Consider the following 24424-nt stretch of genomic DNA (forward strand, 5'->3'; position numbering starts at 1 on the left):
GACGCCGCCGGGGCTACGGCCTTAGCAGAACTTACGCAGGGCATTTTTTGTTATAAAAATTTCCCCTTTTGCAGTAGGCAATAATTTATGAGTGACATTAGTGGAATTAATAGGAAGCTGAGCTATTACTTGGTCGCGCTGCACACCTTCGACCTGGTGGCCCGGCATGGAAACTTCACAGGCGCGGCCGAGGCGCTGGGGCTGACGCAGTCTGCTGTATCCCAGAAAATCAAGGGCTTGGAGACGGAACTGGGCATTGCTCTGTTCCGGCGTGAGCACCGCGGCGTGTCTCTGACCAATGAAGGCGTGCGGCTGTTGAACGTGGTGCGTCCGGCAATGACGCAAATGGGCAACTCGGTCTCTTCTCTGATGGAGCGCAAGTCGCGGCCAAGGGTGCGGATTTCAGCGGATTTTGCCTTTTCCAGTTTCTGGCTGCTGCCGCGATTGTCGCATTTGCGGGCCGAGCTGGGGGATGAGATCGAGATCCAGATCCTTGCGGCACAGGTGCCGCCGGATGATTACGGCGATGATTGCGACATCAAGATCCACGTCGCCCCGCGCAGCAGCATGGCGGACGGCGATGTCATGCTGTTGCAAGAACGGGTCACGGCGGTCAGCAGCCCTGCCTATCTTGAAAACCACGGCCCCATTGCCGCTTCTGCCAAACTGCTGGACTGCCACCTTCTCAGCCTTTCGAAACCGGCCTCAGCGGAATGGCAGACCTGGCAGGGCTGGTTCGACCGGCTTGGCATCGCGGGGGAACGCTCCAAGAACTACATAAGCTTCAACAACTACGACATGGTGGTGCAGTCGGCGGTGGCCGGCGACGGCATTGCGCTTGGGTGGCTGGGATTGATTGATAATCTGCTGGAGGACGGCAGACTGGTGCAGGTAACGAAGGACGTCGTGCCCAGCGATGCGGGCTATGTCATGTCGCGCGATTACTCAAGCCGCCTGCGCGGCCCGAACTTGGTGTTCGATTGGATTGCTGCGCATTCGGCGGGTCTTGCCCTTAAGTAGATTCTGGATCCTAATAATTACGGGCCTTTGGGTAATCCCCCCCGATCTTAAGGGGATGCGGAAGTAGAATTTTCTCAGCAGGATGAACGAGGAGATTCCGATGAAGAAGACACGTTTCCCTGAGGCCCAGATCATGGGTATTCTGCGGCAGATGGAGAACGGCGTGCCCGTATCCGAGCTGTGCCGCGAGCACGGTATGAGCAGTGCCACGGTCTACAAGTGGCGGGCCAAGTATGGCGGGATGGACGCCAGCCTCATCAGTGAGATGAAGGCTATGGCCGAGGAGAACCGCCGGCTGAAGCGCATGTACGCCGACGTCAGCATGCAGAACGACCTGCTGAAGGAGGCGCTCGGAAAAAAATGATACGGCCAGCTCAGCGCCGAGAGTTGGCCGTGAAAGCGGTGGCGATGAAAGGCGTCAGCATTGCGCTGGCCTGCCGGGCATTTGGCGTCAGCGAGACATGCTACCGATACAGCCCGAAGCTAAACGAGGAGAACGAACAGATCGCCGATCTGCTCCTCGGACTGACAACGGCGAGGAAGACCTGGGGGTTTGGCCTGAGCTTCCTGTATCTGCGCAATGTCCAGGGGCATTCATGGAACCACAAGCGCGTTTACAGGATCTACCGTGAACTGGAGCTGAACCTTCGGATCAAGCCGCGCAAGCGTATGAAGCGGGAGAAGCCGGATGAACTGGCGGTTCCAGAGGTGCCAAACGAGGTCTGGTCGATGGATTTCATGGCGGATCGTCAGGAGGACGGTCGCCAGTTCCGGCTGCTGAACGTCTTGGATGATTTCAACCGAGAGGGTCTGGGCATAGAGGTGGACTTCTCGCTACCGGCTGAACGGGTCGTGCGCGCGCTGAACCAGATCATCGAATGGCGCGGCGCACCCAGGACAATTCGAGTCGACAACGGCCCCGAATACGTCAGCGGAACGCTCATGGAGTGGGCTGAGAACAGGGGCATCACCCTGGCCTACATCTAGCCCGGCAAGCCCCAGCAGAACGCCTATGTCGAGCGTTACAACCGGACGGTCCGGCACGAATGGCTGGACCTCTACATCTTCGAAAGCATCGACGAGGTGCAGCAGATTGCCACCGAATGGCTCTGGTCCTACAACAATGAACGTCCGAATATGGGCAACGGCGGGATGACCCCCGCCCAGAAACTGAGAATGGCCGCGTAAATTCTACGACCAAGCCCCCGCAAAAATGGGGGGATTACCTTTGCATGCCCATTCGAAAATATTCATGTCACCATGTCGCGAACCAAGGTTTGTTGTGGAAGCGATGGCGCTGGCTTCGGAGCTGAATTCTCACATTCCAAACTTTTCGGCGTTACCACTTCCACAGCTTTGATCGCCAAGCGGACTCATGTGATGCCGGTTTTGACTTACCTAGCTCGCCTCGAAGGCACTTTTCTTCCCTGCAACTTGCACTTCATATCTCTACAAGTTCCAAACCTGTCCTGAGGTCCGCGTTCTGCTGGTCGATTATCAGCTGGCTTTGGTTTTCGTCGTTGCGTGTTTCAAGACAAAGCCAGCTGCTGCACCATGGCTTCGCGCATTTTGAATTTTTGCGGTTTGCCTGTGACGGTCATAGGGAGTTCCGCCACGATCCGCACATAATGCGGGACCTTGAAATGTGCTATCTGGCCACGGCAATGCGTCAGGATTTGATCCTCAGTAAGGCTGGCGCCGGTGGCAGGAACGATCCAGGCGCAAACCTGTTCACCGAATCTTTGGTCCGGCACGCCAAAAACCTGTGCATCACCAACTTCCGGGTGGCGGAGCAGGAATTCTTCGATTTCGCGCGGATAGATGTTCTCTCCCCCGCGGATAATCATGTCCTTGATGCGGCCGGTAATGCTGCAAAATCCCTCTGTATCGATGGTGGCCAGGTCGCCAGTGCGCATCCAACCGTCCGCTTTCGCAGCCTCGGTAGCAGCTGGATCGTCCCAGTAACTCTCCATCACGGAATAACCGCGCACCAGCAGTTCACCCTGTTCACCCGCTGGCACGGTTCGGCCCTCAGCATCCACAGCCTTCACCTCCAAATGCGGATGCACCCGGCCCACGGTGGTGCAGCGTTTCTCTGTTGGGTCGGTGGTGAAGCTTTGAAAGGAGACCGGCGCGGTTTCGGTCATACCGTAGCAAATCGTCACCTCTTGCATGTGCATGTCGCGGTTGACCCGGTGCATAATCTCGATGGGGCAGGGGGCGCCTGCCATGATCCCGGTGCGAAGACTGGCAATATCCCGCGGGTTTTGATCCAGCTCCTGCAGCATGGCGACAAACATTGTCGGCACGCCGTAAAGCGCGGTTGCGTGTTCCGCGGCGGCGGCCTCCAGGACGGAGCCCGGTTCGAACGCTTCCCCTGGAAAAATCATCGTGGCACCTTTTGAAACCGCACCGAGCACGCCCATCACCATGCCGAAGCAATGGTAGAGCGGCACAGGGATTAGCAGCCGGTCGGCTTCGGTCAGTTTGATGCGGTCTGTAACAAAACGGGCGTTGTTGACGATATTGAAATGCGTCAGCGTCGCCCCTTTGGGCAACCCGGTGGTTCCGGAGGTGAACTGGATATTGATCGCCTCCTCCGGTTTCAGCCCCGCACTGATTGTGTCCAGCTCTGCGGTGTCCGCACCCGCACCTAACTCCTGCACGGTTTCAAAAGACAGAACGCCTGGGCCAGTATCTGCCGCCATCACCACCGCATAGCGCAAGGCAGGCAGCCGTACTGGAGACAGCGGACCGGCGGCCAGCTCGGGTGCCAGTTCGCGGATCATGCCCAGGTAGTCGGAATTCTTGAAACTTTCTGCCGCGATCAGCACTTTGCAACCGGTCTTGTTGAGCGCGTATTCCAGTTCCGCCAGCCGGTATGCGGGGTTGATCGTCACAAGGATGGCGCCGATCCGGGCGGTGGCGAACTGGGTCAGCACCCATTCGCAGCGGTTGGGGGACCAGATGCCGACCCGGTCGCCCTTCGCAACCCCGAGCTCCAGCAGGCCCGCGGCCAGTTCATCCGCCTTCCGGGCCAGCTCCGCATAGGTCATCCGGATGCCGGCATCCGTGAACACCAGCGCCTCACGGCTGCCGTGCTGCTCCACCGCCTGCCGCAGCAGCGCCGGGATGGTGATATGCTGCAGCGGCGGCTCATCCGGCCCATGCACATGCGAGAGGCCGTCAATCGGGGCGGTGGGATCGGTTTGCGGGTCAGTCATGGTCAGTCTCTGCTGATGAAGCGGACCGGGCCGCCGCGGCGGCAGCCCGGCCGGGTGTTAAAATGGGATCAGCCGCGGGCGACGTTGATCACCTGCATCTGGGTGTATTCCGCCAGCCCCTCGACCGACTGTTCCACCCCCAGACCGGAGCCCTTGAAGCCGGCCATCGGGATATGCGGGCCGATGTTCAGCTGCTGGTTCACCCAGATGGTGCCGGATTCGATCCGCCCGGCGATCTCGGTCGCCTTGGTGGTATCGGCGGAATGCACCGACCCGCCCAGCCCGTAGTCGGACGCGTTGGCGCGGGCGATCACGTCGCCAATGTCGTTAAAGCGGATCACTGGCAGCACCGGGCCGAACTGCTCCTCATCGACGATTTTCTGCCCGTCGGTCACATCGCGCACAATAGTGGGGGGCACGAAATAGCCCGGACCGTCCTTGGCCGCCCCGCCCGCAATAATCCGGCCGCAGGCGCGGGCGTCCTCCAGGAACCCCTTTATCTTCTCAAACTGCGCTTTGTTCTGGATCGGGCCAATGGTCGTCCCCTGCTTCATGCCGTCATCGACCACTGCCTGTTCGGCCAGCGCCGCCAGCTCGGCGCAGAACTCCTCATAGATTTCGCTGTGCACATAGGCGCGTTTCACCGCCAGGCAGACCTGCCCGGCATTCAGGAACGCCCCGCCATAGACCTTCTCGGCCGCCGCCTTCACGTCCACATCCGGCAGCACGATGGCCGGATCGTTGCCACCCATCTCCAGCGTAACCCGCTTCATGGTGTCCGCCGCACTCGCCATGATCCGCTTGCCGGTCTCGGACGAGCCGGTAAAGCCGATCTTGGCCACATCCGGATGAGCCGTCAGCTTGGGGCCAAGGTCATTGGCATCGGTGATGATGTTCACCAGCCCCGCCGGGAAGATCCGCGCGCAGATCTCGCCCAGCTTCAGTGCCGTGACGGGGGTGGTCGGCGCGGGCTTCAGCACAATGGCATTGCCCGCCATCAGCGCAGGCCCGATCTTCCAGCAGCATAGAAGCAGCGGGAAGTTCCAGGCGATGATGCCCGCCACCACGCCCAGCGGCTTGTGCCGGGTCTCGATCCGGAACTCCTCGTCGTCCTGAATGACCCGGTCCGGCAGCTCCAGCGTGGCTGTATGCGCCAGATAACCTTGCGACCAAGCGACTTCGCCCTGCGCCTCAGGCAGCGGCTTGCCCTGCTCCAATGTGATCAGCCGTGCCAGCTCATCGGTTTCCTCGCCTATGGCGGCAGCCAGCGCCTCGACCTTGGCGCGCCGCTCGGCCATTGGAGTTTCCGCCCAGGCCTTCTGGGCCGCCTTGGCGGCGGCCACCGCCTGCTCCATCTGGGCCTCGGAGGCATGCGGCACGCGGGCAAACACCTCCTCCGTTGCCGGGTTGATCACCTCGATCATGCGCTCCGCCGAAACCTGTTCGCCGTTGACCAGCATGCCATAGTCCATTGCCGTTCTCCCTGTTTAACCGTCAGCCGGGTTTGATTGAAAAAGACAAGCACGGCCCGGCGGCGCGGTCTTGGTGGCAGGTGCCAAAGAGTTTGCGTCCTGCGCCAAAAATCCGCAGCGATTGCAGCTGCCAAGGAACCCGCGCGGCGAACAGCCGAACTGTTGACGGAAGCTGCGGTTGAAATGGGAAATATCGCCGAACCCAGCGCCATAGGCGATCTGGGCAATCGGCACCCGGACGCCCTGCCGCGCCGCGTGGCGCAGCTTGGCCGCCACCACTGCAAGCCTTGCGCGGGTCAGGCAGCCGGTGAAAGTGGTGCCGTTGTCCTGAAACTCGCGTTGCAACTGTCGCCGCGACAGCCCGGTGCGGGCGGCCAGCGCGTCCACTGTCAGCCCCGGGTCGGTGCTCAGCAGCTCCAGCGTCTCGCGCACCAGCCGAAACCGGTTCTTGCGGCTGCCCAAATTGCCCGCCCCCGAGTGAGGGCCGTCGGCAAAGGCCAGCAGCACTAAATCAAAGATATATTCTGCGTTGTCGACTGCGCCCTTTGTATCCAGCAGCCCGCACAGACTGGCGTGCAGCGGATGCGCCGGGGTGATCTTGCAGCCTGCTGCGGGTATATCCCTGCGTCTCTCCAGCACCAGCGCCCGCGGCAGATGCGCCGACAGAAAGGCGGCAGGCCCGCCACTGATGCTCAGCTCCGCCGCGCGGGTGGAGTCGAGCAGCAGAAAATCCCCGGGTCTCAGTAGGGTCTCGCGGCCCGCGTGCAGGATGCCGGTTTCCCCTTCCAGCTGGCGCAGCAAAAAGAAATGCTCCTGATCGTCGCGCAGAATACCCTTGCGGGTGCGCTCAATCCGGGCCGGCAGGCAGCGGATTTCGGCCACATCAATGCCGCTGCGCCGGTGAAGGTCAAACGATCCCGCCCAATTTCCTGAGGCCCGATCCGGGGTCGCATAATAGTGGCCGCAATTGGCGCGCAGCGTGCTGTTCCAGTTGTCAAAGCAGATCATGCGGCCTGCGGGCCTCCTGTCCCGATGCGTTCCCGGCCGGTGAAGGACGGGTTTTGCAGCATGTTCTCAATGCCGCCGCTCATGCAGGCCCGGGCCAGCAGCCCGGTGAAATGCGCCGCTGCCAGGCTGGCACCCCGGACCGGAACGCCAGAGGTGACGGGGCAGGCGCCGTATTGTGCGCCCGGCAAGTTCAACAGCGACCATTGGCTGCTGTTGCAGCGGGCATCGCCTTGCACTGAAACCACGCCCGCGCACCCTGCCGGATAAACCGGCGTGCCACGCGCCGGGGCAGAGGCGACCAGCAGCTTTCCCGCTGCCAGAACCGCAGCTACCGCCTCATCCATCAGCGGACTGGACTTACCATGACCAAAGGAACAGTGAACGATCTCCGCTTCCGACACCGCGGCCCGGTGCAGCGCCTCCGCCACGTTGGCAAGAGAGGTGGACAAGCGGCCCGCAAAGATGCTGAGCCCAAGGATCCGCGCGCCTGTTGCATTTGCGTGGATGGCAGCGGCCATGCAGCTGGCATGCAGTGCCGCCGGGCTTTCTGCCGCTCTCGGGTGCATGGCGCAGATATCCGCTCGGCCTGCGAAGCCCGGAGCATCCGCAGCCAGCGGCCCGTCAATCAGCGCTATCAACGGTGCGCGTGTCATGACTTCACCTCTGCCAATTCGATCACCAAGTCGAATTTCCCGCTCGCCGCCGCACCGCCGTGGGCGGTCAGGATGCGGGTGGTGCAGGTAAAGGCCTCATCGATATAGGCCAGGATCCGAGTCGCAGTGGCAGGATCCACCTCCGACAGTGCCTCATCCAGGATCAGGATATCAAACGGCGTCAGCAGCGCCCGCAGTAAACACAACCGCTGGCGTTCACCGCCTGACAGTGTCAGCCCGCCTTCGCCCAGCATCGTGTCAAGGCCTTCAGGACCGCGGAACCTGTCCGCCAGGCCGAACAGCTCCAGCAGCTCCCACACCCGCGCTTCATTCTCAGGCTTGACCCAGAAGGCGCGGCTTTGGAACAGGTTGCCGCGCAGACTGGCCCGCACAGTGAAGGGCCGCTGCCCGGCATGGGCTACACGGTCAGGCAGGCTGTCCCCGCCAAGCAGGCGCAAGTCCGCGCCGCCCAGAGCGACATGTCCGGCCAAGGGCTGTGCCCGCCCGCATAGTACAGCCAGGAGCGACGTCTTGCCCGTGCCACTGGCCCCCTTCAGGGCCACTCTGGCACCCTCGGGAATGCTCAGGGTGAGCGGACCCAGAGGAGGGGTGTTTCCGCGAGAAATGGTTACATTGTCTAATTGCAGACCATAGCCGGAAGGAGAGAAACGGTTAGAAGGGGCAGAGGGTGATTGCATCACCGCATCCAGCCGTGCCGCGGCCACCTTGACCCGCGCCTGTGCGTGCCACAGTCCCAGCAGAGACTGCATCGGCCCGGTCATAAATCCCATATAGGCGATAAAGGCCATCAGCGAGCCCAATGGCCACTGGCCGCGGATCACCATCAGGCCGCCCGCCAGAAAAATCGCGGAGCGTGTCAGCGCCGACAACAGCACTGGTACTGCGCGGGTGAACTCGCTCCAAAGGTTTTGTGAAATCAGCTTCTGGCTCAGTCCGGCATGATCCCGCAGGCTGCGCCGCTGCGCCCATTCTGCACCACGCGCGGCCTGCAGCGCGGGCAGGCCGAACAGCGTCTCGGACAGCCCCGCCGCATACTGCCCCTGCATCTCGCGCACCGCTGCCGCGTGGCGCTCGGTTCGGGGCCGCGCCCAGATCAGAAAGGCCAGCTCCGCAGGTGCCAGAAGCGCCGTGAGTAGCCCCAGCCGCCAGTCCAGCACCATCAGCATCATGGAGCCGCCAATCAGCCGGATCAGTGCCGAGGAGCCGCTCAGCACCGCGTTGAACGCAAATTTCTGTACTTCCGCCGCGTCGCCATCAATCCGCGCCAGTAGCTCACCCGCGCGCTGGCCAGCAAACCAGCCGACCGGCTTGGCGGACAGCCGCGACAGCAGTCGCTGCCGCATCCGCGCCAGCATTCGGACCGAGGCTCGCATGTGCAGTATATTGCTCAGCGCGCCGGTGCCGGTGGCCAGCAGGCCGATCCCGAACAAAGCCAGCGACCAAATCACCAGCTGCGTGGCATCTCCCGCCATTAGCCCGCTGTCAATGACCAGCTTGCTAATATAGGGCGGCAGCAGGCCAAGCGCGGCAGCGGCAAAGCTGATCAGCAGGAGAACCGCCAGCCGCCGCCGGTGCGGGTGCAACAGCGGCAGCAGCCACCTCGCAGTGGCGGGCGTGAAAAGTGCGGCGCCAACGCGTGAAGGCAGGCGCGGCCAGTCCCGGGCAGCAGCACCGCCCGGCTGGGGGGAGAGTTTGGCAGCAGGCCTGTTCATCCCTGCGGCACGACATGCAGGGTGGAGACGGACATATCCCCGCCCGACGGGATCCGGATCTCGCCCACGCGGTCCAGTGTCTCGCTGTCGTAGATGCCAATGTCGTCATTGGTGCCCGCGACATAGATTTCCTTCCCGTCGCTGGAGACATTGATGACGTAATAGGTGTGCGGCAGGTCCACCCGCTTGACCAGCTCCTGGGTTTCCAGGTTGTGCTTGGACAGCTGGGTATAGACGCCATAGAGGTGTTTGGGATCCACCGCGCTGCGCACAGCCGAGAACATCAGCACCTCGAAAGAGGCAAAATCGGCGATCTCGGTCTCTCCGCTGTTCAGATCAACCGACTGGTAGCCCCAGACGAAATCCGCCATTTCCTGCTGAGTTTCGTCTGTAAAGACCGCCGCCGTATACATCAGCAGCATCTCGTCGTTCTGGCTGCCGGTCGGCCAGAAGGCCAGCACATCGGGCGGGCTGTATGTGGGGCGGTCCCAGCTGGCATTGGCAATCGCCACCTCGGTCTCGCCAGTGCCGGGATCGACCCGGTAGATCTCATGCCCTGCGACATAGACCTGGCCGTTGCGGTCGCTCGCCATCAGGGTGGACCGCCGCGGCGCCTCATAGGTGGCGGACGGCGTGGCCTCCAGCCCGGCGCCCGCGTCATAGACGGCAAACTCCGGCTGCATCACCTCGTAGCGGTCGGTTTTCTTGCGCACCGGATTGCGCACCGTGTAGATCTGGCTGCCGTCCTTGGAGACTGCCAGCGACGCCAAGGAGCGGCGGGTCACATCGCCCTCCGACTGGGCGGCGTGAAAGACCTTTTCGCAGGTCTCGATATCCACCCCGACCACATCCTGCCAATGGTTCAGCAGCACATAGGCGATGCGGTTGTCCGGCGACATGGCAATCACACCGGGCGTCACATTCGCTCCCAGGTCGCAGTCGGCCTTGACCGAGCGGTCTTCGGCGTCAATGACATAGAGGTTGGAGGGCCGGGCCACCGTCACCAGAAGGTCGCCTGCGGCCAGCGGCAGGGCTGACGCGTAAAACGCGGCAGCAGCAAAAAGCGCGGATTTCATGATGCGGGTCTCCTCAGGTTTCGGCATCGGTGGGATAAGTGGCGCCAAGCGCGCGCCAGTCCTTGGCGGCATTGGGCGCGCCCTCGTCCCAGTTCGGGTGGTTGACCATGATGTCGGGCACCTGCGCAGGCCACCAGCAGGGGTCGGAGCAGCCGTAAAGGTCGGCCTCCATCGGCTGGCACAGGGCGGCCAGCCCGCCAAAGGGATCAACCTCCCAGCCCGGATCGAATGTTGTGGCGCATCCGGCAGTCACGGTTTGCATCGCGCGGACCTCGTCCATCTGGCCTTCGGCCGCGGCCTGCTGAACGCGTTCGGCTTTCTGATTGAGCGGTTTCATTTTCCAAACGCCCTCCTCGGCGCAACATGTTGGTGAAAATACTGCGGCGCCTGGGCGATCAGCCGGGCATAGGCGGCGACGCCAAAGTCGATCCAGTCGCGCATCAGGTCGCAGTAGTGATAGGTGGGCATCATCGGGTCGCTGAAATGGGCATAGCTCTCGTGGTAGCAGCCGCCCGCGCACAGGTTGCGGATCCGGCAGGTGGCGCAGCCCTTCTCAGTGCGGTCAGACCGCGCCTTGATGAAGCCCGACAGTTCTTTGCGCTTGATGCCCTCGTCGACGGTGCCGAACTGGTCCATTTCCGAGCCGGTGAACCGGTGGCAAAGGTTCAGCGCGCCATCGTGGTTCACTGCCAGCATCCCAACCCCGGCCCCGCAGGGCAGCGCCTTGGAGCGCCCCTCATAGAGGTCGTTCATCATCTGATGCATGTTGGAAAAGCCGATGTTGCGGCCCTGCAGCGCCTCCTCGGCATAGCGGCGGCCTAGGGATTTCATCCCCTCGAAGACCTCCAGCAGTTCGGCGCCGTTGAGGTTGAAGGCATCCATCTCACCTGATGTTACCGGCGAAAAGCCGACCTCGGCAAAGCCGATGTCGTTCTTCAGATGGTCCCAGATCTCGACAATGTTGGTGATGCCTGCGGTCAGGGTGACGCGGGCGCCCACCGGTTTTGATGTGTACCGCGACAGCAGCAGCCGCGCCTTGGCGGCCACCGTGTCATAGGTGCCCTTGCCGCCAACCGTCTTGCGGTTCAGGTCATGCTGCGCCTTGGGCCCGTCGATGGAAACCGTCAGGCCAAAGCGGTGCGCGTCCAGCCAATCGATCAGCGGCTCAGTCAGCAGTGTCGCATTGGTGGTGAGGCTGAAGTTCACCTCCTTGCCAAGCGCCGCAAAATGCGGCTCAGCCCAGTCCACCACCTGCCGGATCAACGGCAGGTTCGACAGGGGCTCGCCGCCGAAGAACACGATGTTGTAGCTGTCCCGGTCCGGGTTCTCGGCCAGCAGCATCTCCGCTGACTTCCGTGCAGTGTCAAAAGCCATCTTCTGGCCCTTCGACGGCACCGCCAGATCCTCCTTGTAGCAGTAGGAGCACGCCAGGTTACAGCCGGTGTTGACGTTCAAAACGATGGTCGTGAGCGGGAAGGTCTCGATCTCGATCGGCGGCCGTTCCGGCTGCAGCGGGCGGCCGTCGTTGACGATATCCAGCCGCACCAGCCCGTCGAGCCGCACCGCTGCGTCCTCCGCGGCAAACCGCGCCTCGAACTCGTCCATCGAGAACACCTGCTCCTGCGCGGCATAGTCCAGAATATCCCGGTCCACCCCGTCCATCTCGAAGATCGAGGTGGTGGGGACATGGAACAGAACCTCCCGCCCCTCGACCTCAACCCGGTGCGCATTGGCCGGCTGATAGTGAAAGTCTTTCATGGTCTCTCTCCCCTGTCTCAGCGGATCGGCGGGTCGATGAAGCGCTGCACGGTGACGATCAGCATCGCCTCCGCCTGCTGGCCCATCGCCTCTGCCTGCACGGTCAGCTCGCCCGCATTGTTGGCGCTAAAGGGGCGGTCCGGGTTGGGTCCGGCAACCGCGGGCGCAAAGATGCCACTGGCCTGCATTTCGCCTGCAAATTCAGTGTCTTTCATGTGCGCTGCGTGCTCATGCGCGTTGGCCACGGTCCATTGCGCCTCAACCCGGCCGATGCGCACGTCATCCTTGGTCCCCGCTTTGCCATCAGGGCCGTTCCACATGCCAACCGCATTGAAATAGGCAGGCACCGCCGCCGGGCCTTCCTCGCTGCCGCCACCCACGCGGGCGATGGTAAACTCAGGCTCCACCCGAAGGCTGTCGACGGAGGTGTAATGGGCGATCTGCCCCTCAGCCCCGCCCGCGCTGAAGGTGACAACGCCGTTGCCCTCCGCTGCCAGCGAAAGCGCTGCGCCAAAGGTGTTCGCAGTGGCCTCACCAGCAGAGGCGTCCAGACCTTCCAGTCCGGTGCCCACCACCTGTACCTGCACTTCCCCTGCCGGAACGGCAGAAGGAACTGTGCCCAGGATGACGCTGCCGGCCCCCTCCCGGACACCGCTCAGCGGCGCGCCCAGGGCATCGTTGCCGCGGTCGAACTGGCGGCCCTGCAGGCTGTTTCCATCCTCCGACAGCGCCAGCACCTGGCGGTAGGGGGTGCCGCCAATGTCCAGATTTGCACGCCATTCATAGCCGGTGTAGAGGTTCATCTGGCCGGACGCGGGATGCACGGTGCCGTCCGCCGTCACGAACTCGCCGCTGACCTGATAGGGCGAGGCATCGCCCGTGACCGACAGCTTCCCATAGGCCTCACCGATGCCGGGCAGATCGGTCATCACCACCCAATCGCCCGCCACCGGCTGCTTCTCCGCAGCCTGCCAATCTTTCCAGGCAGCAGTCTCCAGCGGATTCTGCTCCGCCAGGAAGCCTGCGATCTCGGTCCGGGCGATCTTGTACCACTCCCGGTCGCGGCCAAGCGCCTGGTATTCGATGGTTGGGAAATGGCCGACATGGAAATCCATATGCAGCTCCCACTCCTCCGCGGTGCGGTTCTGCAGCAGCCCCCTCGCGCCGGTATGGCAACGGGAGCACATTGAGGCGAAGGGCTCGTCGAAGCTCTCCTGCGCGTTTGGATCCTTCTCCAGAGCATAGCGGAACGGCGCTGCTTCGGAGGGGGCCAGGCCCTGGGTGTCCGCCAGATGCTGCACGATGGCGCGGCGGTCCTCTGCGCTGATGTCCAGCCCGTGCGATTGCTGCATCCGGACGATGGTCATCATCCAGCCTTCGGGCGTCTTGCGCTGACCGCTGATCCGGCTCAGCCCGTTTTCCTCCGCCGTGTGGCAGCTGGAGCAGATATTCTGCAGCAGCTCCTCACTGGCTAGCGCAGGCATGGCGCCCGCCACTGACATCAGAAGTGCAGCTGTCAGGCCGCGGGATTGTAGTTGCATGAATCAGTCTCCCTGTTTGTGGTGTCCCAGGGGATCTGCGCCCCCTCGGTGAAGCCTTGCGATAAAAGCCATTGATGGATCGCCCGCGCCGCCTGGGGCGGCGCCTCGGGCAGAACCGTGCTGTGAAAGCGGGCGGCATCCGGCAGCGGCTGGCCGGTCAGGCGGCGCAGCAGAGGGACGATCTCCTGTCCGGCGGTAAAGGCCGCACCACCGGGGGCGTCCCGGGTGATCAGTACCTCCCGCCGCGCTAGAAAACCGTCTTGCACCACCACGCGCTTGCTCACATGCGGGTGGATGTCCGTGTCATGGGCAGGGGTGTCATCCGGCCAGGCCGCGCGCTGCTGCCAGAATGAGGTGCTGAATCCCGCCTCGCGGTAAAAGTCCCGGCCCACCCGGGCCTGCCGCCAGAAGGTCTCCGCTACCCGATTGCGGTAGAAGTCGCGGGCCAGTTCTGCCTCCCCAGCCAGCAGCGCCCGCGCAATGGGCACCGCCATCAGCGCCGAGGACACCGCCCAGAACATCCCGTGTCCCGATAGGGGATCCAGCGCTACCGCGGCATCGCCTAGCCGCGGGCAGAGCGGGTCCAAATCCGGTGCCGCCAGCCGCGGCGCAATTGCATGAACGGACGGACGGGCAGGCAAGGGGATGTCTGAAAGTACGGTCCCCCACAAAGCAGCCAAGGCAGCCTTGCCGCCTTTACGGCCGAGCGTAGCCGCGCTGCCCACGGCTTGCAGCCATAGGCAGTCCCGTTTCACTGGAACCGACCAGACCCAGCCATCAGGCCGCGCTTCGATCCGGGGTGTCTCTATGCCTCCAGCCTGCGGCGGTGCAAATCCGGCAACTGAGATTGTATCTGGCCCCACTAGATCAGCACGGTCCCTATCCGAGCTCTTGCGCGGCGCGCGGCGGCCGCGGGCCTCAAGCAGCAAACGGGCAGACAGGCGTTGGCCATCGGCCAGGCGGATTTCACCGGCATTCGGCCGAACACTGGACACCGCCGCATAGGTAACGCTGACGCCCGCATCCTGCGCAGCCCCCAGCAGCCCGGCATCAAACGCGCTGCGGTCGGCCAGGTGCTCGCTGTTCTGCCCGCCCTGGAAAGCGCCCCAGCTGACATGGCGTTGGGCTGCCGGGCCAATTCCTTCCAGCGGCAAACCGTGCCGCGCCAGGATCGCAGCGACGCGGCTGGACATGCCCTCGTACCGCGGCCCGCGCGGTGGAAGGGTGGCCAACGCCACGCGGAACCCGGCACGCGTCAGCAGAACCGCTGCCACCGATCCGGCCGGGCCGCCGCCTGCAATTGCGATATCAAAGGTGCCAATTTGAGGTGCCATTTAATCAAGGTGCCCCAGCGGGCCGTTCCTTGTGGCGGACACTTCCGGACAACTACCCGACATTTCCGGACAGATTCGGCCGCTGCGGCCCCGGTTTCGGCAAAATTTCTGGAACAGCGGATTTTTGCGGTATTCTGGCGCAATCCTGAGGAACTGCCCGATGCCACACACCTACCAGCCCCGGATTTCCGCCTCCACTTTGAACGACCCGCTGCGGGCCGTTGAGTTTCTGAACGGAGATGCTGCCCCGGTTTTCCGCAGCGCTGGAATTGGTCCCACGGACCTGGCGGGGGAGATCGGCCTGAAGCAGTTTGTGGATTTCTGCGAGCACGCGTCGAGCATTTTGAAACTGCCCGATTTCGGCTGGCGTGTCGGTTCTGTTTTCAACCTGCAAAACCTTGGCGAGGTTGGAGAATTCATAAACCAGGCGCCAACGCTTGGTGCAGCACTGTCGCTGTTTCGAAATGCTTTCCCTATTGTGCAAAGCGACTCTGAATTGCGGCTGGCAGTGGACGCCGGTCAGGCCGTTTTGACCTATAGAATTTTGGACAACCGAATCTGGCCGCGGCGGCAGGACGCGGAGCTGACGCTGGCGGTTTTCCACAACCTGATACGGTCTGCTGCCGGACCGGATTGGCGGCCAGAGCTGCTGTCGCTGGAGCACGAATCAAGCGCTCTGCAAAGCGGCAGCAAGGCTGGTCCCCGCTGTCCGGTGCAATTTGCATCCCCCGCGAACCGGCTGGTGTTTTCTGCAGGACTGCTGGATCTGCCGCTGCCTGGCGGTGCCAACCCTGCGTTCAAGGAAGCAGCACAGTCGATTGTTCAAAATGCCAGGCAGAGCGAACGCGCCGCGCCAGTTACCGTGCGGGTGCGCCGCGAGTTGATGATGCGGATCGGCCGAGAAAGTTTTGAGCAAACTGCCGTCGCCGCCGCGTTGGGCATGTCCCGGCGCACCTTGCGGCGCCGGCTGGAAGATGAGGGGCAAAAATATTCGCACCTCCTAGCGGGATGCCGGATGGAAATTGCCAAGCGCATGCTGCTGATCCCTGGTGCGCACCTCCAAGACGTCTCTGCATGGCTTGGATATTCTGAAGTCTCCGCCTTTGAACGCGCATTCCGGCAGCAGGAGGGGGTAACTCCCAGCCGTTTCCGGAGGCAGGTCTCGGACTGCGGTCTTGGGGACAATGCAGGTGAGGTCGCATTGGCATCAAATTGAAACAGAAAATCAATTCGTAATTCGTGACACGCCTTACATGCGGCGGTTGGCACCCTTCAGACTTCAGTGAAGGTGTCTATCTGCATGGACAGTCGTATGCACCTGGTACATTTTTGGGCTGCTCATCCGAATTGCTTGATGTCCCTTAATAGACCTTTCGTTCCTTTCTGCGGATGGTTCCTGCCTCGTCCTATACATCGTGGGGCCGAGTGCCCCTAACCTTAGATTTTCATTTCCAAACACAGATGATTTGCGGTGGTCCTACCTCTGGCCTGTGCCAGCGCGGCGGTCTGTTGTGAACTTGCTTCGGGTGCAAGGTACCGAATTGGCGGGGAGTGTTGTCAGGTTTCTTGCCGCGCACGCGGCTGACAAAAGCTGTTCGCCGACAGCATTCCAGCCCCTTGCAATTGCCTCCTGCGCCGGTTGGCGCAGCTTGAAGACATCAACGGTAAAGGCCCCCGCGAAACGGCGGCAAGTAGCGAGCCGAATTCCGGTGATATCTTGAGGCAAGAAACCACAAGTGATTGGTGCTGGAGCGACTCTGCAACTGGTGCTGCCAGTGTTTTACCATCTAGGAAATGAGGTAATCTGTTCACTCAGGTGCCTGGGCTGACGGTTCCGTCGGGTCCTGTGCTATGAGGCGCCGTCCGCTCAGGACGGGTCGGCGGGGCGGGCCGGAAAGGGCGGGCAGGAAGCCTGCAATGAAGACAAGCCAGCCAGTGCACCACAACAGGGCTGCGCCAACGGTCAGTTTGTCTGTAAGAGCTGGAAAGAGCGGAACTGAGAGGCGAATCCAAGCCGCGGCTCCGTTTAGTACCACCCCGATTGAAAAGCACATGCTGGCGCGCATGGTCCCGCCGCTGGAATGGGCCCCGGCCCGCCCGGCGATGGCCATAACCAGGCCGGACATTCCACCAATGGTAATGGCATGAATAGCCGTGGAAACCGGGTAACCCGCCAGATCCAGGCCGGTGACGCCAACCAGCAATGCGCCAGCAGGCAGCCACAGAAAGGCAACGTGCAACGCGGCAAGAAGCGGGTTGGAAAGAATAGCCAGAGTTCTCCAGCCTGGTATGGAGCAGAACATTGCCATTGCCGCGGCAACAAGAAGAGCATTTGCGGCATCTTCAGCTCCGGCAAGTTTGAAGGCCAGGGCCAGTATGAGCAGCCCCTGGGAAACAGCCTGTGTTTGGGCGTGTTCCTGTACCTGCAGTGTTGAACGGCCGGACAGCGCCAGCCAATTCCGGGTGAAGGCTGGGATTGCCCGTGCACCGATGGAAAACATCAGCACCAGGAACCCGATCAGAACGGATTGCGCAAGGTTTAGGCAAGTCCAGATATTTCCAGCTTTGGCGTTAACCAGAAAAAATGCTTCCCCCAGTCCCAAGGCAAGCACAGCTCCAGCGTAGCCCAGCTTGCAATAAATTCGTGCAGCAGCCAGTTCGCTAAAGATGTATCCGCAAAGGGCAAGGAAAAATGCGCTGTTCAGGAACAGGGCGGCGGCCAGCGGCAGATCCATGGCGGAAGCAGTACGAGCCAGCAGCCAGACAGAAACCAGAGCTTTAAGTGCCGGGCCGCGCAATGGCTGCTGTCCTGTCCAGCCCGGCAGCGCCGTCAGAAGGTAGCCTGCAATGGCAGCGGCCGCAAAGCCGAAAAGCAGCTCGTGGACATGCCATAAAACCGCTGGCTTCAGCCCCGGTTCAGGGAGACCTAACTGAACGCCCAGCGGCCACCAGGCGACAGAAAGAAGCGCGTACAGAAATGCTGAAAGGAACAACGGCCGGTACGGGGCATCCCAGAAAGCGTTCAAGGCTTTGCGCTTGATCACGACGGTATTGGACCCGCGGACCAGGCCACACCGCTTGGGCCTGTCAGGAAGCCGTCGCTGAGACGGGTCTGCGGGGAAGCCTTCTGCACATCCGCGGCAATGGCACCTGGCGCTAGAACACCAGTCACACGGCCGCGATAATTCTGACAAATGCGGGTAAATCCCTGAGATTGAGGTGACAGGCGCAAGGCGGAAACTCCGGCGTCTGCGAGTGCCTCGATCTGATAGTCGGTGCAGGCGTAACTGTGCGACAAAGTCTGCACTCCATTCATCGCCATAAAGGGCTGACCTTCCAGCGTCTTCACATCCAGCCCGTCCGGGTCATTCTCGCAGGCAAACTGGCAATTGTCCTTGGTCCTCTTGTGCAGCCGCGCGTGGTAGCAGCGCCCTGAAATCGCCAGCGGCAGCCGACCGTGGCCCCAAACTTCAATGGCGATGCCCAGCTCTCTGCCTGCACGAGCAAGCGTTCTAACCGACGACAGCGGCAGCTCTGGCGGAAGGCAGATACGCGTGGCTCCCAGCGAGGCCAGCCAAGCCAATGTGCCCTCGTTGTAGACATTGACCAGCGGGCCGACGTGAAAACCCATTCCCTTGGGCAGGTACGCCAGTGTTGTCAGGTCGTTGACCTCAACCGTTACCCCCATCGCGGCCAGATCCGCAGTATGCTTTCGCTCGCGCTTTAGTGTTACAAGGGACAGGCTTGTCAGTACAGCCTCCTTGCCCGCCTCGGTTAGCAGGGCCAGCGCTTCGGGGATGCGCTCCTGGTAGAAAGGCAGGCGCTTGGAGCAGACCAACTCGCCCATAACAACGCGGTCAACAGGGGCTTCGGCCAAGGAGCCGTAAAACGCGCTCCAGTCTTCGGCCGGCCAGAAGAATTGGTTCGGCCCAACAGTCAGTTCCATGCGGCTATCTCCAGGTTTTCTTGTAGGCGCCGGTGGTCACGGCCTGGCCTTCTGACAGCCGCGCCAGCATGCCCTGCGGCAGCGGCTGGCCAGCCTCCAGCGCGTCAACGGCGGCGCGGAAGTTGCGCACGACCTGCGCCACATAGGATTTCGAGCGCTGACGCCCTTCGATCTTCAGCGCGGTAACCCCAGCTTCTTTCAGCTGCGGGATCAGCTGCTCTGCATTGAGGCTGACCGGGTCTTCGAACAGGTGCCCGGTTTGGCTGCCAGCAGAGAAACAGCCTTTGCATAGGGTCGGGTAGGGCGCGGGTTCGTTCTTGGCTGCGCGGTGGATGGTAAACCCGCCCAGCTTGGCATCCAGCGCACCGTTTTCGTCGCGGTACTCCACATGGCTAGCGGGGGAGCAGACCCCGTTCATATTGGGCGACAGTCCGGTTGCGTAAGAGGAGAGCGAACAGCGTCCCTCGGCCATCACGCACAGCCCGCCAAAAACAAAGACCTCGGTTTCCACTTCCGCTTCTGCGTTGATGGCGGCGATTTCCGGCACCGACAAAACTCGCGGCAGCACCACCCGTTTCACGCCGAAGGTGCAGGCGTAGAAGTTGATGATGTCGGCATTGGCGGCCGCTGCCTGAACAGACAGATGCAGCCGCAGGCCAGGGTGGTTGCGCGCGGCATACTTCAGCAAGCCAGGGTCCGCCAGAATAACCGCATCCGCGCCGGATTGCGCTGCGTCGTCAATGGCGTGGTGCCATAAGGCCTGATCGCCTGCGCGGGGGAATGTGTTGATTGCAACCAGCGCCTTGGAGCCGTGATCGTGGGCAAAACCCACGCCTTCGCGCATTTCTGCACGATCGAAATTGAGGCCAGGGAAGTTACGGGCGTTGGTCTCGTCGTTAAAGCCGCAGTAGACTGTATGCGCCCCAGCCTTGACGGCAGCGCGCAGGGCCGCGGGCGTGCCTGCCGGGCAGACGATTTCCATCACCATGCTGCTTCCTCCTCCGGCCGGGCCAGCGAGACACCTGTGCGCCGCTGAGCATAGGCAACGGCCCGCAACAGGAACCGGGAAAATGGCGCGGACATTGCGGCGATCTCCTGCGACAGGTCAAGTTCGGCGTCATCCACTGCGTTGCGCAGCGCCAGTGCCGCCGCAGTGTCGCCTTCAATCACCAGATCCCGCGCAAAGAATAGCGCATCCCCGTCATAGGTCCCGTGCACCAGCCCCAGAAGCGCGGCCAGCGGGCCGGAAATCCGGGCGTCACCTTCACTTCTGCCGCGCAGGGCGCGGACCTTAGGTTGGCCACCATTGGGTTCAAGACAAAGAACAACGGGTAAATCCGCGGGATCCAGGATGAACCGCTTGCGGCTGTGCTCACCCAAGCGGCGGAACAGGCCGGGGTGGCGATTGGCAATACGCCTTGAGCAGGCCGTGAGCGATAGTGATACCGGAACAAGGGGCGTTAGGCGCAGCAGCTTCGCCAGGGCCGCCGGGCAAATTGGGATTTGTGGCTGGGTGTGTGGCAAAAGAAGTCCTTTCCCGCCGGTAGCTTCAATTGCAGCGGGTCTATGGCCTCACGCGCGGCCAGAGTTTGTCGGCGGACAAATTCGCAGCGGGAAACTTTGCTAGGGATCGGCGGAAATCAGAATTGGAGCGGTCACATTCGTACTCATCCGCCATTCCCCAGCCTCCGCCAGTTTTTGAATTGGTGCCTCTCCACAGGGCAGTTTCAGAGGGTGTCCGACCCGGTCTCCGTGCGCCACCAAATGACAGCGGTGCACAGCACGGTGCTGGAGGCCGGTGGTCCGGTGCTTCAATTCGATCACCCGGTGCTGGCGGGCGGCCAGGTTTCGGATATCCCGGTTGTTTTGAACCTTTTCGGGACATCGGAGCGCGTGGCCGCCGGGCTTGGGGTGCCGCAGGACGGATTGGATAATCTGGGAAGCTTTCTGGCGGCTCTCCGGTCGCCGCCGCCGCCGGACGGGCTGCGCGATGCTCTGTCCCGCTGGCCGATGCTCATGGCGGCTCTGGCCACCCGCCCGAAGATGGTGAAAACCGCCCCGGTTCAGGCCATCGCCTGCGAGGGGGCGGATGCAAATCTGGATATCCTTCCAGTACAAACCCACTGGCCTGGGGACGCCGGGCCGCTGATCACCTGGCCTGTTGTGATCACCCGGCCGCACGGCAGCGTCCCTGAAAACATCAACAGCTACAATGCTGGTGTCTATCGGACCCAAGTTCTGGACCGATCGCGGCTGATCATGCGCTGGCTGCCTCATCGGGGCGGGGCGGCGCACCACCGCGGCTGGGCAGGGCGGGGCGAGCCTATGCCCGCCGCTGTGGTTCTGGGGGCAGACCCTGCCACGCTGCTGTCCGCGGCGTTGCCCTTGCCGGAAACCGTGTCGGAGCTGACTTTTGCTGGCGCGCTCAGCGGAGCCCGTCCTCGCCTGGTGCCTTGCAAGACTATCCCGCTGTTGGTGCCCGCCGATGCTGAGATTGTGCTGGAGGGCTGGGTGTCTGCTTCGGAAACTGCCCCCGAAGGCCCCTTTGGTGACCACACGGGCTATTACAATCCGGCGGAACCTTTTCCCGTCATGCAGGTGAGTGCAGTGACGCATCGCGAAAATCCTCTGTATCTCTCCACCTATACCGGCAGGCCGCCGGATGAGCCTGCGGTCATCGGCGAGGTGTTTAACCGGCTGGCCCTGCCAACGGTTCGGGCGCAGATCCCGGAGATTCGCGATCTTTGGCTGCCGCCGGCTGCTTGTTCTTACAGGATTGCCATTGTCAGCATCGACAAACGCTACCCTGGGCAGGCGCGCCGGGTGATGATGGCGCTGTGGGGGATGCTGCCGCAGTTCAACTACACCAAGATGATGATCGCTGTGGATTCGGAGATCGATCCGAGGAACTGGGATGACATCGCCTGGGTTCTGGCTACCCGAATGGACCCGTCCCGCGATGTCATGGTGCTGGAGAACACACCGATGGACTATCTCGACTTTGCGTCGCCGAAACCTGGATTGGCCGGAAAGATCGGTATTGATGCCACAACGAAGGCCGGCAGCGAGACGGTGCGTGAATGGGGCGGGGTCATGCGAGCGGATGCCAAGGATCAGGCTTTTGCCGCGGAACTTGTGTCCCGGCTGATGCCGGAGCTGATGTTATGAGCGCGCATCGGGTTGTGCTGGGCGTTTCGGGTGCCTCCGGTGCTGTACTCAGCCTGGCGGTTGCGCGGCATCTTCTGAATTTGGGAGCGGAAATTGATCTGGTCGCCAGCGCGGCCGCTGAGCGGACCCTGGCTCAGGAATGCGGGGCTGGAGCTTCTGAGGAGTTGAGAGCGATGGCTGCGCGCTGCCACCCCGTGCATGACATCGGTGCTGCCATTGCTTCAGGCTCGGTTCCAGTATCGGGAATGATTGTTGCGCCGTGCTCTATGCGCTCACTGGCCGCCATCGCACATGGTTTCGATGACAATTTGCTGACGCGCGCTGCCAGTGTGCAGTTGAAGGAGCGCAGGCGGCTGATCCTTTTGGCTCGTGAAGCGCCGCTGACTTTGGCGCATCTGCGGAACATGTCGGCAGTGACTGAAATGGGCGCTGTCGTGATGCCGCCGGTTCCGGCATTTTACTTGGGGCATGGAACCTTGGAGGAAGCCGCCAGTCAAGTCGCTGCCCGGGCTGTCGACATGATGAATTTATCCGCGGCATGCGCTCAAGCCTGGTCGCCGTAGCAAAAACCACTTAGCACGCTGTTCTTACCATTTGGGCAATCATGCACAGGATGGGCCTATGTTTGCACCCCCTGTCTGGAGGCAGCGTTCAGACGCAGCCGTGCTCTATTATCCTCCTGCGCGGTGGAAGGAGACCTTCCATTCGTCATCAAATAACTGGGGACTGCTTAGGTCCTTGATACCGGCAGAGAGTGAGATGAATTCCGCCGAAAATGCTGCCAGCAGGTAGTACGCCTGATTTACTTTTCGGTGCATTTGAAGTATTGAATGTGTAAGAAGTGCATATGGATTGCAGGACGCTGCTGCCAGCGCGAAAACCTGCCCGCTGATTGCGCTTAGGGGCAAAGATATCACATCTCATTGCAGAGAGTTTTCAGCCGCAGCGGGACCCTATAGCACTTCACCCACGAGGCCAATTCGGGCCAGTCGCGACGACTGGAAACGTGATGAGGGGTGCAGCACGTTGGCTTCAGTATGGCTGGAACAATGGACCGACCTGCTCGGCGGCAAGTGCCATGGGCTAATGGCCTTGGACAGGACGGGGAACCTGGCTTTTGTCGACCTGGTCCTGAACGGCAGCCCGGCATGCCAGTTGGTTGTACACTGGCAAAGCATCCGGATCAGAGACCCGCTCCAGAATGCAAAATTGTCCCGCCTGATCCGGGCTGGAATGGACTATGATGAAAATTCGGAACAGCCGCTGCCGCCGCCGGTTAAGCTAAAGGTTTCACAGAATAAAACCATATTTATTGATGTCATTCCGCTGCCTGCGGCGTTCCGCGAGAAACTGGACGGAGCCCGGTCGTTGCTGAGTATCCGGCAGGTTGAAGACCAGGCGGACACCAATGCAGACCTGCTGCAGCAGGAATTCCATCTGACACCAGCCGAGGCGGCGGTTGCCCTCCAGCTGTCCAGAGGGCTTAGCCCTAAGCAGGCAGCCAAGGCGCTAGGGGTCTCGATCTGGACCGCCCGCAGCCATTTGCGGTCGATCTTCCAGAAAACCAACACCCACCGGCAAGGGGAGCTGGTATCGCTTCTTGCACATATTGAGCATTAGGTTCCCCGGATATTGGTTGTCTTTTCTGTTGCAATTGCGGCCACAGCAGAGGCGCCGGAGCGCCCGCCAATTGCAGTGCAGCATCCCCGTCAGATTTGCTGACTGATTCCTGTAATTTGGGGTCCGGCTACGCCGCTCCGGGTGGTGAAACCCCGCCATTCCCGGCTGGCGGGAATTCATCGCTCAAATGAGGGAGGCCGCGCGGAATTTTTGTCCTGCAAGTGAGCGATGCGGCACGGCCGCCATTTTGGTTGAGTGGAAGAGTTCGTTAACTTGTGGAGGCTGTTATGAAGAAACTTCTCATTGCTGCGGCGCTTGTGTTCGGGTTTAGCGCTCCCGCAGCAATTGCCGACAATGGTTTGAAGGTTGGGCAGAATCCATATCTGCTGGCAATTGCAAAATGCACTAACAGCGGTGACGGGAACGGAGCCGAAGCCGTTAGACGGACCCGTGATGGCTTCAGGTGCCTCAAAGGCCCCAATGCTTCTGAAGATCATCCGCGCGATCAGGATCCGGGTAACTCTGGCAACGTGCCGGATTGATGTCTGAAGGCCTGCGCATTCCAATGGAGCGTGAGGCTGCCGAATTTTTAGTTAACTAGTGGAGGCTGTTATGATGAAATTTCTTGTTGTTACCGCGCTTGCAATCAGCTTCAGCGCACCTGCAGTTTTGGCTGGCGGAGGCAAGCCAAGTGATCGTGAACTGGCTGAGCGCCGCTGCGGCAACAATGGCGAAGGCAACGATGCTGAAATCCTGAAATACAGTTACAAAAAGAGAACTTGGGTTTGCATCAAAAATGTGGACATTGCCGGGCCGTACTTTGAGCCGGACGAAGATCATCCAAGGGATGTTGATCCCAACTGACTCAACT

21 protein-coding genes and 1 pseudogene are annotated in these 24424 nt (G+C 61.7%); 8 read left to right on the forward strand and 14 right to left on the reverse strand.

The window, feature by feature from the left end; all coding sequences use genetic code 11:
• The first annotated feature begins 87 nt into the window (after positions 1–87).
• A complete protein-coding gene (locus RA24_RS19020; protein WP_082008969.1) occupies positions 88–1020 on the forward strand; it encodes a LysR family transcriptional regulator in 933 nt (310 codons plus the stop codon).
• Positions 1021–1120: 100 nt separating this feature from the next.
• Positions 1121–2208: pseudogene (locus tag RA24_RS19030) on the forward strand (IS3 family transposase).
• Positions 2209–2549: 341 nt separating this feature from the next.
• Here RA24_RS19030 and RA24_RS19035 read toward each other — a convergent pair.
• The 10 genes from RA24_RS19035 to qhpG form a co-directional block, all read right to left on the reverse strand.
• Positions 2550–4244: an AMP-binding protein gene (locus tag RA24_RS19035; protein WP_039193563.1), complete on the reverse strand. Its 1695-nt coding sequence runs from the start codon at positions 4242–4244 to the stop codon at positions 2550–2552.
• A 68-nt stretch (positions 4245–4312) separates the two neighbouring features.
• Positions 4313–5716, reverse strand: a complete 1404-nt coding sequence (locus tag RA24_RS19040; RefSeq protein ID WP_039193565.1) for an aldehyde dehydrogenase family protein — start codon at positions 5714–5716, stop codon at positions 4313–4315.
• Between the two features lie 15 nt (positions 5717–5731).
• Positions 5732–6724: a helix-turn-helix domain-containing protein gene (locus RA24_RS19045; RefSeq protein WP_019297904.1), complete on the reverse strand. Its 993-nt coding sequence runs from the start codon at positions 6722–6724 to the stop codon at positions 5732–5734.
• Positions 6721–7377 (reverse strand): hypothetical protein, encoded by a 657-nt coding sequence (locus RA24_RS19050; RefSeq protein WP_019297903.1) that lies wholly within the window; start codon positions 7375–7377, stop codon positions 6721–6723. Before RA24_RS19050 ends, RA24_RS19045 begins: the two co-directional genes overlap by 4 nt.
• Positions 7374–9110 carry an ABC transporter ATP-binding protein gene (locus tag RA24_RS19055; RefSeq protein WP_052269634.1) on the reverse strand — a complete coding sequence of 579 codons (1737 nt, stop codon included), beginning with the start codon at positions 9108–9110 and terminating at the stop codon, positions 7374–7376. Before RA24_RS19055 ends, RA24_RS19050 begins: the two co-directional genes overlap by 4 nt.
• Positions 9107–10186 (reverse strand): quinohemoprotein amine dehydrogenase subunit beta, encoded by a 1080-nt coding sequence (gene peaD, locus RA24_RS19060; protein ID WP_039193679.1) that lies wholly within the window; start codon positions 10184–10186, stop codon positions 9107–9109. The genes RA24_RS19055 and peaD overlap by 4 nt, the downstream gene beginning before the upstream one ends.
• A gap of 13 nt (positions 10187–10199) precedes the next feature.
• The gene (qhpC, locus tag RA24_RS19065) at positions 10200–10523 is read right to left on the reverse strand and encodes a quinohemoprotein amine dehydrogenase subunit gamma (RefSeq protein ID WP_019297900.1); all 324 of its coding nucleotides are present in this window, start codon (positions 10521–10523) and stop codon (positions 10200–10202) included.
• Positions 10520–11944 (reverse strand): quinohemoprotein amine dehydrogenase maturation protein, encoded by a 1425-nt coding sequence (gene peaB / locus RA24_RS19070; RefSeq protein ID WP_039193568.1) that lies wholly within the window; start codon positions 11942–11944, stop codon positions 10520–10522. Before peaB ends, qhpC begins: the two co-directional genes overlap by 4 nt.
• Before the next feature lie 17 nt (positions 11945–11961).
• Positions 11962–13485: a quinohemoprotein amine dehydrogenase subunit alpha gene (peaA, locus tag RA24_RS19075; protein WP_039193571.1), complete on the reverse strand. Its 1524-nt coding sequence runs from the start codon at positions 13483–13485 to the stop codon at positions 11962–11964.
• Positions 13461–14819: a flavin-dependent monooxygenase QhpG gene (gene qhpG, locus RA24_RS19080; protein WP_019297897.1), complete on the reverse strand. Its 1359-nt coding sequence runs from the start codon at positions 14817–14819 to the stop codon at positions 13461–13463. Before qhpG ends, peaA begins: the two co-directional genes overlap by 25 nt.
• Positions 14820–15018: 199 nt before the next feature.
• On the opposite strand from qhpG, the gene qhpR reads away from it, so the two are divergent.
• On the forward strand, positions 15019–16035 hold the full coding sequence (gene qhpR / locus RA24_RS19085; protein ID WP_237754643.1) for an AraC-like transcriptional regulator QhpR: 1017 nt from the start codon (positions 15019–15021) through the stop codon (positions 16033–16035).
• Between the two features lie 592 nt (positions 16036–16627).
• Here qhpR and RA24_RS19090 read toward each other — a convergent pair.
• From RA24_RS19090 to ubiT, 4 genes are read right to left on the reverse strand one after another with little or no spacing between them, the layout of a single operon-like run.
• Positions 16628–17863 carry an NnrS family protein gene (locus tag RA24_RS19090; RefSeq protein ID WP_052269635.1) on the reverse strand — a complete coding sequence of 412 codons (1236 nt, stop codon included), beginning with the start codon at positions 17861–17863 and terminating at the stop codon, positions 16628–16630.
• Positions 17860–18765 carry a ubiquinone anaerobic biosynthesis protein UbiV gene (gene ubiV, locus RA24_RS19095; RefSeq protein WP_039193574.1) on the reverse strand — a complete coding sequence of 302 codons (906 nt, stop codon included), beginning with the start codon at positions 18763–18765 and terminating at the stop codon, positions 17860–17862. The genes RA24_RS19090 and ubiV overlap by 4 nt, the downstream gene beginning before the upstream one ends.
• A gap of 4 nt (positions 18766–18769) precedes the next feature.
• The gene (gene ubiU, locus RA24_RS19100) at positions 18770–19747 is read right to left on the reverse strand and encodes a ubiquinone anaerobic biosynthesis protein UbiU (protein WP_039150717.1); all 978 of its coding nucleotides are present in this window, start codon (positions 19745–19747) and stop codon (positions 18770–18772) included.
• Positions 19747–20268, reverse strand: a complete 522-nt coding sequence (gene ubiT, locus RA24_RS19105) for a ubiquinone anaerobic biosynthesis accessory factor UbiT (RefSeq protein ID WP_036762571.1) — start codon at positions 20266–20268, stop codon at positions 19747–19749. Before ubiT ends, ubiU begins: the two co-directional genes overlap by 1 nt.
• Positions 20269–20424: 156 nt before the next feature.
• Here ubiT and RA24_RS19110 point away from each other — a divergent pair, with 156 nt between their 5' ends.
• The 5 genes from RA24_RS19110 (at position 20425) to RA24_RS19125 (ending at position 24417) form a co-directional block, all read left to right on the forward strand.
• Positions 20425–21933 (forward strand): UbiD family decarboxylase, encoded by a 1509-nt coding sequence (locus tag RA24_RS19110; protein WP_039193685.1) that lies wholly within the window; start codon positions 20425–20427, stop codon positions 21931–21933.
• Positions 21930–22496 carry a UbiX family flavin prenyltransferase gene (locus RA24_RS19115; protein ID WP_039150560.1) on the forward strand — a complete coding sequence of 189 codons (567 nt, stop codon included), beginning with the start codon at positions 21930–21932 and terminating at the stop codon, positions 22494–22496. The genes RA24_RS19110 and RA24_RS19115 overlap by 4 nt, the downstream gene beginning before the upstream one ends.
• 670 nt (positions 22497–23166) lie before the next feature.
• Positions 23167–23553: a helix-turn-helix transcriptional regulator gene (locus RA24_RS19120; RefSeq protein ID WP_206540669.1), complete on the forward strand. Its 387-nt coding sequence runs from the start codon at positions 23167–23169 to the stop codon at positions 23551–23553.
• Between the two features lie 287 nt (positions 23554–23840).
• Positions 23841–24095 carry a hypothetical protein gene (locus RA24_RS22365; protein ID WP_152610569.1) on the forward strand — a complete coding sequence of 85 codons (255 nt, stop codon included), beginning with the start codon at positions 23841–23843 and terminating at the stop codon, positions 24093–24095.
• A gap of 73 nt (positions 24096–24168) precedes the next feature.
• Positions 24169–24417: a hypothetical protein gene (locus RA24_RS19125; protein WP_152612868.1), complete on the forward strand. Its 249-nt coding sequence runs from the start codon at positions 24169–24171 to the stop codon at positions 24415–24417.
• Positions 24418–24424 lie beyond the last annotated feature (7 nt).

Origin of the sequence: Leisingera sp. ANG-M6, assembly GCF_000813905.1 — a bacterium.
Taxonomy (GTDB): Bacteria; Pseudomonadota; Alphaproteobacteria; order Rhodobacterales; family Rhodobacteraceae; genus Leisingera.

Coding starts and splice junctions, on each gene's coding strand:
- RA24_RS19020 (WP_082008969.1), top strand. CDS start 88: ATGAGTGACATTAGTGGAATTAATAGGAAGCTGAGCTATTACTTGGTC.
- RA24_RS19035 (WP_039193563.1), bottom strand. CDS start 4,244: ATGACTGACCCGCAAACCGATCCCACCGCCCCGATTGACGGCCTCTCG.
- RA24_RS19040 (WP_039193565.1), bottom strand. CDS start 5,716: ATGGACTATGGCATGCTGGTCAACGGCGAACAGGTTTCGGCGGAGCGC.
- RA24_RS19045 (WP_019297904.1), bottom strand. CDS start 6,724: ATGATCTGCTTTGACAACTGGAACAGCACGCTGCGCGCCAATTGCGGC.
- RA24_RS19050 (WP_019297903.1), bottom strand. CDS start 7,377: ATGACACGCGCACCGTTGATAGCGCTGATTGACGGGCCGCTGGCTGCG.
- RA24_RS19055 (WP_052269634.1), bottom strand. CDS start 9,110: ATGAACAGGCCTGCTGCCAAACTCTCCCCCCAGCCGGGCGGTGCTGCT.
- peaD (WP_039193679.1), bottom strand. CDS start 10,186: ATGAAATCCGCGCTTTTTGCTGCTGCCGCGTTTTACGCGTCAGCCCTG.
- qhpC (WP_019297900.1), bottom strand. CDS start 10,523: ATGAAACCGCTCAATCAGAAAGCCGAACGCGTTCAGCAGGCCGCGGCC.
- peaB (WP_039193568.1), bottom strand. CDS start 11,944: ATGAAAGACTTTCACTATCAGCCGGCCAATGCGCACCGGGTTGAGGTC.
- peaA (WP_039193571.1), bottom strand. CDS start 13,485: ATGCAACTACAATCCCGCGGCCTGACAGCTGCACTTCTGATGTCAGTG.
- qhpG (WP_019297897.1), bottom strand. CDS start 14,819: ATGGCACCTCAAATTGGCACCTTTGATATCGCAATTGCAGGCGGCGGC.
- ubiV (WP_039193574.1), bottom strand. CDS start 18,765: ATGGAACTGACTGTTGGGCCGAACCAATTCTTCTGGCCGGCCGAAGAC.
- ubiU (WP_039150717.1), bottom strand. CDS start 19,747: ATGGAAATCGTCTGCCCGGCAGGCACGCCCGCGGCCCTGCGCGCTGCC.
- RA24_RS19115 (WP_039150560.1), top strand. CDS start 21,930: ATGAGCGCGCATCGGGTTGTGCTGGGCGTTTCGGGTGCCTCCGGTGCT.
- RA24_RS19120 (WP_206540669.1), top strand. CDS start 23,167: ATGGACTATGATGAAAATTCGGAACAGCCGCTGCCGCCGCCGGTTAAG.
- RA24_RS22365 (WP_152610569.1), top strand. CDS start 23,841: ATGAAGAAACTTCTCATTGCTGCGGCGCTTGTGTTCGGGTTTAGCGCT.
- RA24_RS19125 (WP_152612868.1), top strand. CDS start 24,169: ATGAAATTTCTTGTTGTTACCGCGCTTGCAATCAGCTTCAGCGCACCT.